Consider the following 14,988-nt stretch of genomic DNA (forward strand, 5'->3'; position numbering starts at 1 on the left):
GGCCTGCTACCGGGCGCTCCGGCGCTTACCCGGACGGGACTCTCACCCGTTGGAGACGTGCAGCGCAAGACCGACCCTCGAACCGGTGTCCCGGCCGTTTGGTCGATCTCCTCACGACGCACCATGCCGTCATCCTAGCGGACGTCATGACGAACGAGCCGCCCTGCAGCAGAGCAGGCGCTCGGAGGAGCGTGCGCGCGCGAGGTCTCCTCCTGCGGATCGTCTGCACACCGAACGTCGCGTGCCTCGTCGCATGCACGCTCGGCGCGCCGACGAGCGACGCGAGCGCAGGCGTGCGCAACGGTGCGTAGAGATTTTCCGAGAGCGAGACGACAGCGCATTCGGCTACGCGCTCCGGTCCCTCCTGCGCTACGTCGTTCCGTCGAATTCGACAAAACCTCGACGTTTCACGCATGTTCGACGGGCGCCGATCTTGCTTGAGCCCGCCGCACATCTCATGGCGATGAAGCCTCGACCTGATGGGTCTTCCCCCTTAGACTGCGCCGCGTCATCTCCCGCGGCGTCGCGGTTCGTCGCTGGATCCCGGCTACGCGGAGAGAACAAGTGAGCACTTCCACGCACCAAAACGGACTCTGGAGCCCGTCGGACATGCGTGCCTCCGAAGAGCACGTCGAGGGAGCCCCCGCACAGATCACCGCCATGCAAGGCGGGTGGATCAAGTTCTTGCTCGGTAGCTTCACCGTGCAGGACGTCATCCTGCTCGTCTACCTCACGGTCGTGCGGCTGCTTCTTGCGGTGCAGCGGCAAGCGACCGCCGATCAGGTGTCGTGCGCCCGGACGACGGAGTTATGCATCGGGGTGATCCTCGGCGCCGTGCTGATCGGCCGCGTGATCCCCGGCATCCCGCCGATCGTCCGGAAGATCGTCTACCGCGTGAGCATCGTCGGCGTGCTCGTGCAGAACTACCTCGTGCTGCGCTGGCTCTTGCCCGTGGTGCGTCCGGACTCGTTGGACGCGACGCTCCTCCGGATCGACGAGGCGATCTTCGGTCGCGAGCCCGCGCTCGTGCTCGAGGCGCTCAACGTGCGGCCCGTGGTCGAGTGGTTCTCGTTCTTCTACTTCAGCTACTTCTTCATCGGCGCGACCTACATGATCGTGGGCCTGTGGCTGACGAAGCCGAGCCGCCGGACGACCGCGTTCGCGATCGGGACGTTGCTCGTCTTCAGCATCGGCCAGCTCGGGTACATGGTGGTGCCCGGCTACGGCCCGCATCAGTACCTGGCCCATCAGTTCAAGGGGCCAATCAACGGCGGGTTTTTCTGGGGCTGCGTCTGGGACACGGTGCAGGCCGGCAGCGCGATGAAGGACATCTTCCCTTCGCTGCACACGGCCGCGCCGACGTGGTTCACGCTGCACGCGCTGCACAACGCGAAGACGGATCGGCGCTGGTTCTGGCCTGCGATCGTGACGGGCTTCTTCGCGGCGAACATCATCTTCTCGACGGTGTTCCTGCGCTGGCACTACGCGATCGACGTCCTCGCGGGCCTGACGCTCGCCTTCACCGTCGGTGCCCTCGCGCCGTGGATCGCGAAGCGCGAAGAGGCGTGGCGCCTCGCGCGAGGTTTCCGCGGCGCGTGGGTCTTCGACTGACGAAGACGCGAACGACACGCCGCACCGTCGATCATTCGTCGCCCCCCGCCCACCGAAGCCGCACGAGCCCCTCCCCGTGCGCGACGAGACGCGCCGCGCAGGCGAGCCGCTGCGAGGGCGGCGCGTCGAAGAGGTCGAGCACCTCGGACTCGTCGGCCTTCCGGGGTGCGAGGAGCGCGGCGCCTTCGAGGACCTCGACGAGGCACGTGCCGCAGCTCGCCGAGCGGCACGAGAACGAGACGGGCGCGCGGCACGCATCGCTGACGTCGACGAGCGCATCGCCCGGCGCGGCGTCTGCGCCTGCGGCGGGGCCGAGCTCGTTCGCCAGGAACTCCACCCGGATCACGAGGCATCTCTAACGGAAGCCGCGCGTGTCGTCGACTCCGCTGCTCGGGCATTGGCGAGGCCGAGCGGCCGCGATATCCAGGGGCCATGACGCATCACGGGTGGGATGCATTGATCCTGGGGGGAGGGCCCGGTGGTTCCACGCTCGCCGCGAGCCTCGCGCGGAGAGGCCGGCGGGCGCTCGTGCTGGAGCGCGAGAAGTTCCCGCGGTTTCACATCGGCGAGTCGCTCCTGCCTCGATCGCGTGAGGTCTTCGTCGAGCTCGGCGTGGACGAGGAGCTCGATCGGAGGTTCTTGCGCAAGTACGGCGCGCGTTTCCTCTGCTGCACGACCGGGCGTGAGAGCACGTATCGCTTCGAAGAGAGCTTCGATCCGAAGTTCACGTACGCCTACCAAGTCCCGCGGGCCGAGTTCGATCACGTGCTGCTCGAACAAGCGCGCAAGCTCGGCGCCGAGGTGCGCGAGCAGTGGGAGGCGACGGACGTGCTCTTCGAAGGCAGCCACGCCGTCGGGGTGCGCGCGAAAAACCTCCTGAACCCTTCCGAGGTGACGGAACTCTTCGCGCCGATCGTCGTCGACGCGACGGGGCGCGACACGCTCCTGGCCTCACGCACGCGGCGCAAGGCGAACATCGCGCGGCTCGACAAGACCGCGCTGTTCTCGCACTACCGCGGCACGTTCCGGCCGAGCGGGCAGGACGAAGGGAACATCCAGATCGTGATCTTCGAACACGGCTGGTTCTGGTTCATCCCGTTCCGCGGCGACGTGACGAGCGTGGGCGTGGTCGTGTCGTCCGAGTGGATCCGGCAGAAGCAAAAAGGCGAGTCGCTGGATTCATTTTACGATCGTACGTTCGCGCAATCGGCGACGGCGCGCGAGCTCCTCGGAGGCGCGACGCGGCTGCGGCCCGTGGGCGCGCTGGCGGACTTTTCGTACCGGATCGATCAGCTCGCGGGCGACGGGTGGCTCTTCGTCGGCGATGCCGGCGGCTTCCTCGATCCGCTGTTCTCGACGGGCGCGCACCTGGCCATCAAGGGCGCCACGCTCGCGGCCGAGGCGATCGATCACGCGCTCACGACGGGCGACGTGTCACGCGCGGCGTTCGCCACGTACGAGGCGAACGTGCGCTACGCGGTCGATCTGTTCCTGGGCGTCGTGCAGAGCTTCTACGCGGGGCAGTTCCGCGAGACGTTGTTCGAGCCGAACCAGCGGTCGACGATCCGCAAGCTCATCACGTCGATCCTCTCGGGCGACGTGTTCCACGTGGAGCGCCGTCCGCCGTGGGCCTCGTTCCTCCGCGAGCACTACCCGGCCGAAGTGCCCACGTTCGTCTGAACACGCGCTACTTCGTGGGCACCGTCGCGAGGTTTTCCTTGCACGTCGCGGCGAGCCCTTCCTTGCCGCCGGGCGCTTGCGCGGCCTCACGCCACGCTTGGCGCATCGCCTTGAAGCCAGGTTCACGCGCGGCGCGCGCCTCCTCGGGCAAACCATCGAGGAAGGCTTCCATCTTCTTCACGTACGCGTCGCACTCGGCGACGCCGATCGCGCCCTCGGATGTCGCGGCGGTCCCCTCGCCCTCGCTGCCCTTCTTGCAGCCGAACATCGTCAGAGAAACCGCAAAGACCACCGCGATCGTCTCACGCCGCATCTCGAAACGTCTCCGTGGGAAGCCGGCGGGCATCCTGCCACACGAGGGCAGGACGGGGACAGTTCGTCGCGACTCCGCGCGGGTGCTACGCGCGGACGAGTAGGATCGCGTGCTCTTGACGCGGACGTGAGGCGAAGGCGCTGCGCGTGGGCACGTGGAAGTGCGGGCGCGGCTGCGAGGCGACGGTGTCCACGCGAAGGCGCGCGCGCGGCGCGACGCGGCGGATCACGTCAACGGAGTAGACGGGGCGGCCCGCGACGACGCTGTCGGCGAGGAGGAGGATCGCAGACGCCTCGGGGCGCATGACGCGGCCGAGCGCGGCGAGCGTGTCGCCGATCTCGCGCTCCCAGCGGGCCACGCCTTCCTCGGGGCCCATGGGATCGAGCCGGCGACGTGCGCCAATCTCGGCACGCTCGAAGCGCTCGGGGCGAAGGCGAAGCCAGCGAAGGCGCGCCTCGTGGTGCGCGAGGTAGTCGTAGACGCCCGGGTACGGCGGCGACGTGACGACGAGATCCACGGAGCGATCGTCGATGCCGTCGAGGCGACGTGCGTCACCTTCGAGGACACGCGCGGGCGGCGCGGCGGCGAGGCGCGCAGAGGCCTCGGCGCGACGCGCGACGAGCTCCTCGGCCTTGCGCACGAAGAGGCGCGCGGCGTAGCCGGAGGCGATACGTCGTTCGAGCTCGCGCTCGGAGGTGTCGGAGGTGCGGCGGCTCAGCTTCGTGAGCATCGACGAGAGCACGAGCTCGAGCTCGCCGCGCACGGCGGGCTCTTCGATGCGATCGATCCCGGCACGTACGCCGTCGAGCTCGAGGAGGACGTGTCGATCGAAGAGGGCGAGATCCTCGGGGCCGTACCGACGCGTGGGTCCGCTCTTCGCCTTGCGGCGTTCGTCCGCGAAGAGCGCGACCGCGCGCGCCGCCTCGACGAACGCGGCGCGATCGGCCTCCGTGGTGTCGCGCAGCTTGAGCGCGGCGAGGCGCACGGCGAGCGGGTTCGCGTCGACGCCGATCGCCTTTCGACCGACGAGCCGCGCTTCGACGAGCACCGTGCCGCTGCCGCAGAACGGATCGAGCACGGCGTTTCCGGGGCGCGAGAAGGACTCGACGAGCCGCTGCGCGGTGACCGGGTGCATGCGCGCCGGGTAGCTGTGGAAGCCGTGCACGTGTGCACGCGCGGCTTCCTCGGCTACCTCGGACGGGGGCACGTCGAGGGCTCTGACGAGCGCCGCGCCACGCGTGAAATCTCCCTCGACCTTGGTCTCTCCGCCGACGTGGGAGAGCGCGCGCCGCACGTTGGGCTTCGTCGGCTCGCGGGCCGTCATCGGCTCGCGGGGCTTCGTTCGCTCGTCGGGCCTCGTTTGCTCTCGGGGCCGCGTTCGCTCGTCGGGCCTCGTTTGCTCGCGGGGCCGCGTTCGTTCGCCGAGCGTCCTTCGCTCGCCGGGCTTCGTCTTCGTTCGCTCGCGCATCACACCTTCTCGCGCGTGACGCCGGGCGCACGCGCCTCGGCCTCCGCCTCGGCTTCAGCCTCCGCTTCGATCGCCGCGAGATCGGGTTTGTCTGGGGAGGCGTCGATCCGCATCCGCGTGAGGCTCCCGTCGTTCCGGACGATCTCGTGCGCTTCGAGCAACGCGAGCAGCTCCTCGGCCTGCGGCTCCGCGATGGGGAGCGCTTCGGCGAGGGCGCGCGCCGTGACGGGTCCCTTGATCTGCGCGGCCACGTCCGCTGCCACCGAGAGCCACGCCTCGTCGAGCGCAGGCTCGATCTCCTTGCCTTGCGCCCGGGAGCGCGCGAGGAACCAGGCGATGAGCCCCGCGAGCGGGCCGGCCGAAAGCAAGCTCGCGAGGAAAAACCCGAGGCCCGGGTTCACCACGCCGATGACGCCGAGCAGGCCGTAGATCGCGAGGATGCCGATCGTCCCCGCGAGCGCGACGCCCGTGAACGCAGCCGCCGCGCGGTTCTTCGCGCGCCTCTTTCGCGCGAGCTCGGCGCGCTGCAGCGGCGTGACCTCCTTGCCGCTCCGTCGCATCTTCCTCGTGTCGAGCGGCACGCGCGGGCCGCCGCAGACGTCGCAGCGGAACCGGAGCTCCGCGTCACGCGTCACTCCGGACGTGGCCCCGCAATGCGGACAAGCCTCCATGCGTTGCGAGGTCCCGCAGCGCGGACAAACCGCGGCCCCCGCGGGGACGCCCGTGCCGCAAGCGACGCAGCGACTTTCGGACGATCCGGCCGTCATGGCGCCACGCGGGCGATCCGTCCGCGCGTCGCCCTCGCGCCCTTCGGAGCCGGCATGATGAACACGGTCGCGTGCATCATGGGCGCATCTAATCCGGGGCCGGTCCCACGGCCAGAGGAGAGCGCACCGATCGACGCTGCGGGGGCGACGGACGGGGACGGGCGCCCGGCCGGGACGGCTCGGCTCGCTTCACGGCGAGGCGGGGACGTGCCAACATGCAGGACATGCGGGGACGGTGGACCCGGACGGGCCGGAACGCTGCAGCGTGGAGCGTGGCCGCCGGTTATGCGCTCCTCGCGTGCCTCGCGACCGCCCTCGCGCTGGCGCTCCGGGACGGCGCGCCCTGGATGTACCCGGACCCGTGGCTCGGCCTGACGCCGCTCGTCGGGACGCTCGCGAGCGCGCTCTCCGGCATCATCCTCGCCACGATCCTGGTGGCCACGACGCGCTTCGCGGTCGGTCGCTTCGCCTGGGCCAGGCGCCTGCACGGCGAGCTTCGTCCGGTCGCGAAGGATCTTTCCGTCGGGCAGATCCTCATCCTCGCGGGCCTGTCGAGCCTCGGCGAGGAGATCCTGTTTCGCGGGCTGCTCACGCCGGTGATCGGCGTGCTCGGCTCGGGCGTGCTCTTCGGCCTCTTGCATCAGATGCGCGGGCCGAGCCGCTGGGTCTGGACGACGTGGGCGACGGCCGTGGGCCTCATCCTCGGGGCGATCTTCGCGGCCACGGGCTCGCTGCTCGGGCCGCTGCTCGCGCACGCGATCGTGAACGCGGTGAACCTCGGGTACCTGCGTGATCACGATCCCGGAAACGATCCCGAGCAGAACCTCGCCTGAGCCGAAGCCCCGCGCGCGGCGAACACGCTCAGCGCTTCTTGTCGTTGACCGGGCCCGTCTGCGGATGCCGCGGCGGGAGCGGCGGCGGCGCCGGACGCACGCCGCTTTCGGTGAGATCGGGTCGCGTCTGCACGGCTTGACGCGGCGGCGGCGTGGGCGAGCGCGGCATGGGCGCGGCGCCCGGGTTCGGCAGCGGCGGCGGCGTGCTCTTCGAATGCGTGCCCGGGGCCGGCGGGCGCGCCGCGGGCGCGGGGCCGGGGAACGACGGGCGCGTGTACTCGCCGCTCGTGCGGGAAGGCGCGAGGGGTTGTCGCGGCGGCGGTCCCGGAAGCCGGTTCGCCCCGCCCGGCGCGCGGGGCGGTGGTCCGGGCAAACCCCCCGCGGTCCGCGTGGGCACGGGCTGACGCGGCGGCGGACCGGGCAACCCCGCAGACACCGCAGGTCGGGCGGCCGGCGTGTGGCGCGGCGGCGGCGCGCCCGGCGAGCGCGGCGCCATGACGCCCGGACGAACCGGGCCTGCCGCCCCGTACGTTCCTGCCGGCCGCATCGGCCCTGCGTTCGCGGGCGCGGGGCGCGCGCCGGCTTGCCTCGGCGCGTTGCCCCAGTTCGGTCGATAGGCCGGCGCGCCTTCGAGGTCTTCCTCTTCGAGCTGGTACTCGGACGCGGGCGACTCGTCGACCTCGTCGAACGCTTCTGCGGAGAGCTCGGTGAGCTGCTCCGGCTCCTCGACGAGCTGCGCTTCGTCACCGTATGCAGACTCGGGGACGAGCTCCTGCGAGCCCGGCGCGGCCTCCGCGCGGTTCGCGCTCTGCGGCGGCGCCACGGTCTCGTCCATGCCGAAGTCGGCCCAGTCGTAGTAGGCCTTCCGATCGGTCTCGTCGTCTTGCGCGGGCGCGGCCGCCGCGGGCGCGCGTGCTGCTTGGAGCGGCTTCGCGGGCTCGGCGATCGCCTTCGACGACGGAGGCCCGAGGTCGGTGCGCCGCGACGGAGGCCCGCCCATCGAGGGCGCGGCGAGGCGCGTGGAGGGCGCGGCCTTGCTCGATCGAGGTTGCTCGCCGTTGTGGATGCTCTCGTCTTCGAGGCGCACGGCTTCGAGCAAGAGGTGCCCGATCGGCTGCGCGTTGCCGGTCGGCGGGCGATCGGGCTGCGGGACGAACGAGAACCGACCGACCTTCCAGCCGAGGATGTTGCGCAGGATCGTGATCGCGTCGGTCGTCGTGCCGCCGATGGTCCCGGTCACGACGAAGCCGGTGGCGACGTCGAGCTGCACCTTGCGCTTCTTGCTGATGACCTCGACGACACCCGTGCGCCGCTCGAGCTCGAGCACCGTGAGCACGGTGGCGATCGACATCTGACTCAGATCGCCCTGGATCGCCGTCGTTTCGGTCGAGGACGAAGGCGGGACGGAGACGAGCGAGTCGCGCCGCTTGCGCAACCGCCACGCCATCTGCACGAGCGCGCCGACCTGCGCGACGACCTCGTCGACGCGAAACGGCTTCGTCATGTACGCATCGGCGCCGACGTGAAACCCTTCGAGTCGCGCCTCTTGATCGTCGAGGGCGGAGAGGAAAAGGAAGGGCGTCACCGACACGCGCGAGGGCTGCGTGCGGACGTTCCGCGCGACCCAGTAGCCGTCGTTGTCCGGCAGATCGATGTCGCAGATGATGCAGTCCGGCTCGCGATCGCAGGCCGTATCGAGCCCTGCTTGCGCGGTGTTGCAGACGATGACGTCGTAGCCTGCGTCACGGATCGCGCCCGAGAGCAGGCTGCTGACCCACTCGTCGTCTTCGATCACGAGCACGAGCCCTCGGGGCATTGGCGAAACCGTATCACGTGCGCTCGCCGGGGGGCCAAGTGGCAAGGGGCCCGCCCGGTCGGTTTCGTCCCCGGGGGCGTGAGGGCCCCCGCGTCTCGGCCCGCCCGCCCGGAGGGATTCGGCCGCGCGCACCGGGCTTTTCAGCGCTAAGCTGGGCCTCGTGACGAAAGGAACGCGGATCGTGGTCGCCATGAGCGGCGGAGTCGACTCCTCCGTGGCGGCCGCGCGCCTCTGCGACGCCGGCTATGACGTCATCGGGGTGACACTGCACCTCTGGGACTACCCCGACGACCGGAGCGAGCGGGGTCGTTGCTGCGCGCCCGAGGACCAACACGACGCGCGGCGGGCGGCGGATCACCTGGGCATCCCGCACTACACGTTCGACCGCCGGGAGCTCTTCCGCGCGCACGTGGTCGATCCGTTCGTCGACGCGTACCTCGACGGCGAGACGCCGAGCCCCTGCGTGGCCTGCAACCGCTCGGTGAAGATGCGCGAGCTCTTCCCGCTGGCGGAGCGGCTCGGCGCGTCGTTCATCGCGACCGGTCACTACGCGCGTACGGAGGTCGGCGAGGACGGACGCGCGCGCCTGTATCGAGGCAAGGATCGCGTCAAGGATCAGAGCTACTTCCTGCACATGCTGCGCGAGGACGAGCTGCGGAAGCTCGTCCTGCCGCTCGGGGACGCGACGAAGGAAGAGGTGCGCGCCGAGGCGCACGCGCGGCGGATCCCGCGCGCGGACAAGGGCGAGAGCCAGGAGCTTTGTTTCGTCCCCGCCGGCGGCTACGGCGCGTTCGTCGAGAACCGCGCGGGGCGCGAGCGGGTTCGGCCCGGCCCGATCGTCGACGATCGAGGGCGCACGGTGGGGCACCACGAGGGCGTGCATCGGTTCACGATCGGCCAGCGCAAGGGCATCGGCGTGGCGCTCGGTCGGCCCGCGTTCGTCGTGGGGATCGACGCGGAGTCGGGCGCGGTGCGTCTCGGCGGCGAGGACGCGCTGCTCGCGACGGGCGCGCTGCTCGAAGCGGGCGCGTGGAGCGACGACGTGACGTTCCCGCTCGAAGCCGACGTGCGGGTACGCGCGCGTCATGAAGGAGAACGCGCGACGATCGAGCGCGTGCAGGATCCGGAGCGAGGCGAAGTGCTCGTCGCGCGCTTCCGTACGCCGGTGAAGGCGGTCTCGCCCGGTCAGATCGCGGTGGCGTACGACGGCGATCGGGTCTGCGGCGGGGCCGCGATCAAGTCCGCGATCCACGCAGGCGCGGGAGGCGCTGCGTGAGCGCGCGGCTCTGCCTCGTCGTCGCGTCGCTGCTCGCGCTCGGCGCGATGGGCTGCTCGCTCGGGCAGGGCGAAGGCGAGGTCAAGAGCGACGCGCTCGTCGCGAAGGATTGCTGGTTCGACGCGTACGATCTGCGCCCCGACTTCTTCGCGGCGGTGCCGTACCGCTCGACGCTCCAGATGCGCGTGCAGCGCGGGACGGATTTGCAAGAGGTCTCCGACGGGCTCGCGGTCCTGATCGAGGACGTGGGCAAGGTCCGAGAGGAGCTGCTCGGCAAGCCCCTCGACGTGACGCTCTCGCCGGGCGTCTTGCCTCCCGGCTCCGATTTCCCGACCCCGCCGCCCGAGGATCAGCCGGCGATCCACGTCTCGCTCTATCTTCAGCGCTCCTGCCACAACCAGAACGTGATCCTCTACGCCGTGGATGGCTCGGTCACGTTTCATTCGCTGTTCAGCGGTGATCCGAACGAGGCCGAGGCTGCCGAGAAGTACACCGACGCCGAGTTCGACGTGTGGATGGGTGATCCCCGCGACGCTCCCGTGGACGCGCCCGCCAACGAGATCCCGAAGGAACTGCAATCGCGTGTGACGGGTTTCTTCCGCTTCTACTTCGAGCGCGGCCAGCCCGGTCAGCCCTTTCCCTGAAGTTCGAGGCGCTTCGTAGGGTCCCTACACACGTCCGCGGAGGGCGTGCTCACCCGCTGAACATCCAGAAGCGTCCACGCGCTCTCTCCGGCGCATGGAAAGTGGAATCGTTTTCGCGGTAGGATTCAATCAACGCGTCATGGCTCAACCTCCGCCTCGACCCGCTGCTTCGCGACCGGGCGGTCCGGCACCGGCAAACACCAGGAGCGCGCCCGCCTCCTCGTCCGGTCCCCGCCCGAAAGAACCCGAGAAGCAGCAGCCTGGGACCTTCTTCCTCGGACGATACCGCGTCGTCGACGAGATCGGCGTCGGAGGCATGGCGAGCGTGCATCTGGCGCGCATGGACGGCCCCGGTGGCTTCCAGAAGTGGGTCGCGATCAAGCGCATCCACCCGCACCTCGTCGAAGACGATCAGTTCGTCGACATGTTCCTCGACGAAGCCCGCATCGCGGCCGGGATCAACCACGCGAACGTCGCGCAGGTCTTCGATCTCGGCAAAGACGACAACACGTACTGGATCGCGATGGAGTACCTCCACGGCGAACCGCTGCGCGAGGTCATGCGGCGGGCCGAGGAGAAGCGGATGAACATCAGCCCCGAGCTCGCGGCGCGCATCTGCGCGGACGCGGCCGAGGGCCTCCACGCGGCGCACGAGCTACGCGGCAAGAACGGACAGCTCCTCGGGCTCGTCCACCGCGACGTGACGCCGCACAACCTGTTCGTCACGTACGACGGCTACACGAAGGTCGTCGATTTCGGCATCGCGAAGGTCGCCGACCGGCTCGCGTCGACCCGCGCCGGCACGCTCAAGGGCAAACTCGCGTACATGTCGCCCGAGCAGGTGCGCGGCGCGGACGTGGATCGCACGACGGACATCTTCGCGCTCGGCGTCGTGCTCTGGGAGCTCACGACGAACCAGCGGCTCTTCCGCATGGACACCGATCTCGACACGCTCGAGAAGGTGCAGGCCTGCGTGGTGCCGCTGCCCTCGACGATCGTGCGCGGCTATCCGCAAGGCCTCGAAGCGGTCGTCATGAAGGCGCTCGCGAAGAACAAGAAGGACCGCTACCAGACGGCCCGCGAGTTCTCCCGCGCCCTGCAGGTCTACCTGAACCAGAGCGGAGCGTTCGTCGGTCCCGAGGAGGTCGCGCAGTTCGTCCGACACGTGTTCACCGATCGCATCGCCAAACGCGAGGCGCACCTCGCGTGGGCCGCCGAGGTGACGTCGACGGTGAACGTCGATCAGCTCCGCGCGCAGGGCGGCCTGAATGACGATTCGCTGCTCGAAGACGACGACGATGACGATCGTCGCGGCCGCGCGAGCGGGACGGCGCCCTCGAAGTCGGCGGCGCAGCCGATCGCGAACCGCGCGCCCGCCGCGATGCCCCCGCCCGAGGATCGATCGTCCGCGTCGCAGCAGATGGCTGCCACGTCGCTCATGGATGACGACGAGGACGTGCCGACCACGGTCGCGACGCGTGATCACCTGGAGAAGGCCGCGGGCGGGCCGCTGCCGAGCGCAGGTCGTCCTTCGACGCCGCAGGGGCAGCACAGGCCTCAGCTCACGACGCCGCTCCCCGCCGCGGGCATGCCCGGGCCGGGGCACAACGAGCGCACCGCGGCGCTGCCGAACGGCGGATATCCCGGCGACGCCGACGATCTCAACGCGACGATCGCGCTCCCGGCGAACGCGAAGATGCCGGATCCCGGGCCGCCGCGGCAAGGGTTTGGCGCGCCGCAACAGCCGAGCTTCGGCGGGTATCCCGCGCCGCAGCAGCCGAGCTTCAACGGCGGCATGGCGCCGCAGCAGCCGGGCTTCGGCTTCGGCCAGCAGCCGCCGCAGCCGCAGTACGGACAGCAGCCCGGCTACCAGCACCCGATCAGCAACCCGAACCCGCAGATCCCGCAGCAGTACGGCCAGCGCGTGGCGCAGTCGCAGATCGAGACCGCGATGTCGCTGCCGCGCCCCGATCCCGCCGCGCTCTGGATGGCGCAGCAAGAAGCGGCTCGTCAGCAAGGCGGGCCGAAGCGCAACACGGGCGTGTTCGTGCTGGTCGTCGCGCTCGTCGCGCTCAGCGTGATCGGCATCGGCGTGCTCGTGTATTTCAAGCTGAAGCAGCCGCAGGAGACGTCGCAGCCGGCGGCCACGGCCGTGCCCGAAGCGCCGCCGATCCCGAGCACGGTCGCCGTGCCCGCGCCTGCGCCCGCACCTGCGCCCGCGCCCGCGCCGACCGAAACGGCCGCGGCTGCGCCGACGGATACGGCCGCGCCTGCGGCCGCGCCGGGCCCTGGACCCGGGACCGCGCCCGCCACCGCGAAGACGGCGACGGCCGCGCCCACGGCCGCGCCCACGGCGACGGCGAGCGCCGCGGCCGCGTCCGGCGAGCCGGGCTTCTTGACGATCGTGTGCAACCCGTTCTGCGACGACGTGCTCGACAACGGGCGCTCGCTCGGCCCCTCGCCGATCGTGCACATCTCGGTCAAGCCGGGCTCGCACCGGGTCACGCTCAAGAAGGGCGACATGACGAAGGTCATCTCGGTCATCGTCGTGTCCGGCCAGGTGACGGCGCAACGCGTGTCGATGAAGTGAGACGAACCGGGCCGCTCGCTCCGAAGACGGGGCGGGCGGTGCACGTGCGTTCGTCGTGACGTAGTCTCCGTCGATGCCGCACGGAACGCGTCCCGCTGGAAAGCCGGACCGCAGGGACAAACAGGCGAGGCCGAAACAGGCGCTTCGCCCGGAGATCCTGCACATCGAAAACCTGGCCGCAGGTGGAGCGGGCGTGGCTCGGCTCGCCGATCGCACGGCCGTCTTCGTGCCGGGCACCGCGCCGGGCGAGCGCGTGGAGGCCGAGGTCGACAGGAACACGCGACCCGCGCGCGGGCGCCTGCTGCGGGTGATCGAGGCGAGCCCCGATCGCGTGGATCCGACGTGCTTGCACGTGGACGCGTGTGGTGGCTGCGACTTCATGCACCTCTCACCGCGCGCGCAGGAAGCGGCGCACGCGGAGATCGTCCGGAGCGCGGTCGCGCATGCAACCGGCGAGGCGCCGCCCGCGATCCACGTGCACGCCGCGCCCGAGCCGCTCGGCTACCGCACGCGCGCGCGGCTCTACGTGCGCGGCGAGCGAGGTCGGGTGCGGATCGGGTATCGCGCCCCGGGCTCGCACACGCTCGTCGCCACGCCGACCTGCATCGTGCTCGCGTCGTCGATCGCCGGCGCGCTCGACGAGATCCCGGCGGCGCTCGCGGGCTCGACGGGCGAGGGCGACGTGCAGGTCGCGCGAGGCGCGGGCGGGCGGCTCGTCGTGGATGTGACGTGGCGCGGCGAGATCGCGCCCGCGGCCTGGACCGCGATCGATCGGCGTGTCGCGGAGGGCGCGTGGGCCGGCGCGCGCGTGCGCATGGAGGGCGCGAAGACGCCGGCCGTGTTCGGGGATCCGCGCCCGGTGCTCGAAGGCGCGGACGGCGCGCCGCTCGTCATCGCGGCCGGATCGTTCGCACAGAGCTCGGATCACGGCGCGACGCTGCTCGCTCGGCGCGTGGCGGAGCTCGCCCGCGCGGACGTCGATGCGCCGCGGGAAGGCGCGGACGAAGCGACGAACGGGCACGTCCTCGAGCTCTTCGCCGGCAGCGGCACGCTCTCGATCCTGCTCGCGCGTGGGGCCGCGTCGTTCGTCGCGGTCGAGTCGGACGAGGGAGCTGCGCGCTCGGCCCGTGAAAACCTCGCGGCGCGGGATCTCGCGGGCAAGGTCGTCGCCACCGACGCGGACGCTTACCCGGTTCCGCCGCGCGTCGACGTCGTCGTGCTCGATCCGCCGCGGGCCGGCGCGGAGGGCGCGACGGCTGCGATCGCGGCCTCGCGCGTGCAACGCATCGTCTACGTCGCGTGTGATCCGGCCACGCTCGCGCGGGACCTCGGCGTGCTCTCACGCGCGGGCTTTTCGCTCACGCACCTGGAGACGGTCGAGCTCTTCCCGCAGACGAGCCACGTCGAGACCGTGGCCCGCCTCGTGCGTCGCCGCGGGGCGCGTTGAGCGCTCGCGTGCGCTACGCTCTCGCCGGATGATCCACACCGTCGACGAACGGCTCCGGCAGGAGGCGCGCCGCTTTCGCCTCGTGTTCACGTGCGGCGACTGCGCGCAATACGACCCGGAAGGCGATCGTTGCTCGCTCGGGTATCCGCACGTCATGCACAAGGAGCCCGACCTCGATGCGCGTGACGAGGTCGTCTTCTGCAAGGCCTTCGAGCTCCGTTGACCAAGCCCTCGCACCCGCCTTCGTTACGACGCCTCGCGGAGCGCACCATCCGCGACGAAGCGCTCTTCGATCGCGGCGATCGTGTGCTCGTCGCCTGCTCGGGTGGCCCCGACTCGACGGCGCTGCTCCACGTGCTCGCGCTGCTCCGCCGCACGATCGGCCACGACGTGGTGGGGCACGGGATCGATCATGGATTGCGCCCCGAGGCGCGGGACGAGCTCGCGCTCGCGGCCGAGCTCGCTGACAAGCTCGGTGTTCCTTTCGAGGTCACGCGGCTCGACGTCGAGCCGGGGGGAAACCTCCAGGCGCGGGCCCGCGAG

General features: G+C 70.8%; 14 protein-coding genes. 9 read left to right on the top strand and 5 right to left on the bottom strand.

The window, feature by feature from the left end:
* Positions 1-609: 609 nt before the first annotated feature.
* Positions 610-1,611 (top strand): phosphatase PAP2 family protein, encoded by a 1,002-nt coding sequence (locus E8A74_RS50025; RefSeq protein ID WP_136936294.1) that lies wholly within the window; start codon positions 610-612, stop codon positions 1,609-1,611.
* 31 nt (positions 1,612-1,642) lie between these two features.
* On the opposite strand, the gene E8A74_RS50030 is transcribed toward E8A74_RS50025, so the two are convergent.
* A complete protein-coding gene (locus tag E8A74_RS50030) occupies positions 1,643-1,957 on the bottom strand; it encodes a 2Fe-2S iron-sulfur cluster-binding protein (protein ID WP_136936295.1) in 315 nt (104 codons plus the stop codon).
* 86 nt (positions 1,958-2,043) lie between these two features.
* Between E8A74_RS50030 and E8A74_RS50035 the strand changes: the two genes are divergently transcribed.
* Positions 2,044-3,291 (top strand): NAD(P)/FAD-dependent oxidoreductase, encoded by a 1,248-nt coding sequence (locus tag E8A74_RS50035; protein ID WP_136936296.1) that lies wholly within the window; start codon positions 2,044-2,046, stop codon positions 3,289-3,291.
* A 7-nt stretch (positions 3,292-3,298) separates the two neighbouring features.
* Here the strand turns inward: E8A74_RS50035 and E8A74_RS50040 are convergent, their stop codons facing one another.
* From E8A74_RS50040 to E8A74_RS50050, 3 genes are all read right to left on the bottom strand, one after another.
* Positions 3,299-3,604: a hypothetical protein gene (locus tag E8A74_RS50040; RefSeq protein ID WP_136936297.1), complete on the bottom strand. Its 306-nt coding sequence runs from the start codon at positions 3,602-3,604 to the stop codon at positions 3,299-3,301.
* An 85-nt stretch (positions 3,605-3,689) separates the two neighbouring features.
* Positions 3,690-5,072: a DNA methyltransferase gene (locus E8A74_RS50045; protein WP_136936298.1), complete on the bottom strand. Its 1,383-nt coding sequence runs from the start codon at positions 5,070-5,072 to the stop codon at positions 3,690-3,692.
* A complete protein-coding gene (locus E8A74_RS50050) occupies positions 5,072-5,839 on the bottom strand; it encodes a zinc ribbon domain-containing protein (RefSeq protein ID WP_136936299.1) in 768 nt (255 codons plus the stop codon). The genes E8A74_RS50045 and E8A74_RS50050 overlap by 1 nt, the downstream gene beginning before the upstream one ends.
* Before the next feature lie 272 nt (positions 5,840-6,111).
* On the opposite strand from E8A74_RS50050, the gene E8A74_RS50055 reads away from it, so the two are divergent.
* Positions 6,112-6,672, top strand: coding sequence for a CPBP family intramembrane glutamic endopeptidase (locus tag E8A74_RS50055; RefSeq protein ID WP_232380100.1), 561 nt, complete (start codon positions 6,112-6,114; stop codon positions 6,670-6,672).
* A 28-nt stretch (positions 6,673-6,700) separates the two neighbouring features.
* Here the strand turns inward: E8A74_RS50055 and E8A74_RS55365 are convergent, their stop codons facing one another.
* A complete protein-coding gene (locus E8A74_RS55365) occupies positions 6,701-8,488 on the bottom strand; it encodes a response regulator (RefSeq protein WP_136936300.1) in 1,788 nt (595 codons plus the stop codon).
* Between the two features lie 160 nt (positions 8,489-8,648).
* Between E8A74_RS55365 and mnmA the strand changes: the two genes are divergently transcribed.
* The 6 genes from mnmA to E8A74_RS50090 all read left to right on the top strand — a co-directional run.
* Entirely contained in the window at positions 8,649-9,764 is a 1,116-nt protein-coding gene (gene mnmA, locus E8A74_RS50065; protein WP_232380101.1) for a tRNA 2-thiouridine(34) synthase MnmA, read from the top strand.
* On the top strand, positions 9,761-10,408 hold the full coding sequence (locus E8A74_RS50070; RefSeq protein ID WP_136936301.1) for a hypothetical protein: 648 nt from the start codon (positions 9,761-9,763) through the stop codon (positions 10,406-10,408). The genes mnmA and E8A74_RS50070 overlap by 4 nt, the downstream gene beginning before the upstream one ends.
* A gap of 139 nt (positions 10,409-10,547) precedes the next feature.
* On the top strand, positions 10,548-12,998 hold the full coding sequence (locus E8A74_RS50075; protein ID WP_269749948.1) for a serine/threonine protein kinase: 2,451 nt from the start codon (positions 10,548-10,550) through the stop codon (positions 12,996-12,998).
* Positions 12,999-13,071: 73 nt separating this feature from the next.
* Entirely contained in the window at positions 13,072-14,445 is a 1,374-nt protein-coding gene (locus E8A74_RS50080) for a class I SAM-dependent RNA methyltransferase (RefSeq protein ID WP_136930348.1), read from the top strand.
* A 28-nt stretch (positions 14,446-14,473) separates the two neighbouring features.
* Positions 14,474-14,668, top strand: coding sequence for a hypothetical protein (locus tag E8A74_RS50085; protein ID WP_136930347.1), 195 nt, complete (start codon positions 14,474-14,476; stop codon positions 14,666-14,668).
* The coding region (locus tag E8A74_RS50090) for a PP-loop family protein (protein WP_276568036.1) at positions 14,665-14,988 on the top strand (324 nt) is incomplete at its 3' end. The genes E8A74_RS50085 and E8A74_RS50090, both read left to right, overlap by 4 nt.

The organism is Polyangium fumosum (genome assembly GCF_005144585.1).
GTDB lineage: Bacteria > Myxococcota_A > Polyangia > Polyangiales > Polyangiaceae > Polyangium > Polyangium fumosum.

Coding starts and splice junctions, on each gene's coding strand:
- E8A74_RS50075 (WP_269749948.1), top strand. CDS start 10,548: ATGGCTCAACCTCCGCCTCGACCCGCTGCTTCGCGACCGGGCGGTCCG.
- E8A74_RS50035 (WP_136936296.1), top strand. CDS start 2,044: ATGACGCATCACGGGTGGGATGCATTGATCCTGGGGGGAGGGCCCGGT.
- E8A74_RS50085 (WP_136930347.1), top strand. CDS start 14,474: ATGATCCACACCGTCGACGAACGGCTCCGGCAGGAGGCGCGCCGCTTT.
- E8A74_RS55365 (WP_136936300.1), bottom strand. CDS start 8,488: ATGCCCCGAGGGCTCGTGCTCGTGATCGAAGACGACGAGTGGGTCAGC.
- E8A74_RS50080 (WP_136930348.1), top strand. CDS start 13,072: ATGCCGCACGGAACGCGTCCCGCTGGAAAGCCGGACCGCAGGGACAAA.
- E8A74_RS50050 (WP_136936299.1), bottom strand. CDS start 5,839: ATGACGGCCGGATCGTCCGAAAGTCGCTGCGTCGCTTGCGGCACGGGC.
- E8A74_RS50040 (WP_136936297.1), bottom strand. CDS start 3,604: ATGCGGCGTGAGACGATCGCGGTGGTCTTTGCGGTTTCTCTGACGATG.
- E8A74_RS50025 (WP_136936294.1), top strand. CDS start 610: ATGCGTGCCTCCGAAGAGCACGTCGAGGGAGCCCCCGCACAGATCACC.
- E8A74_RS50045 (WP_136936298.1), bottom strand. CDS start 5,072: ATGCGCGAGCGAACGAAGACGAAGCCCGGCGAGCGAAGGACGCTCGGC.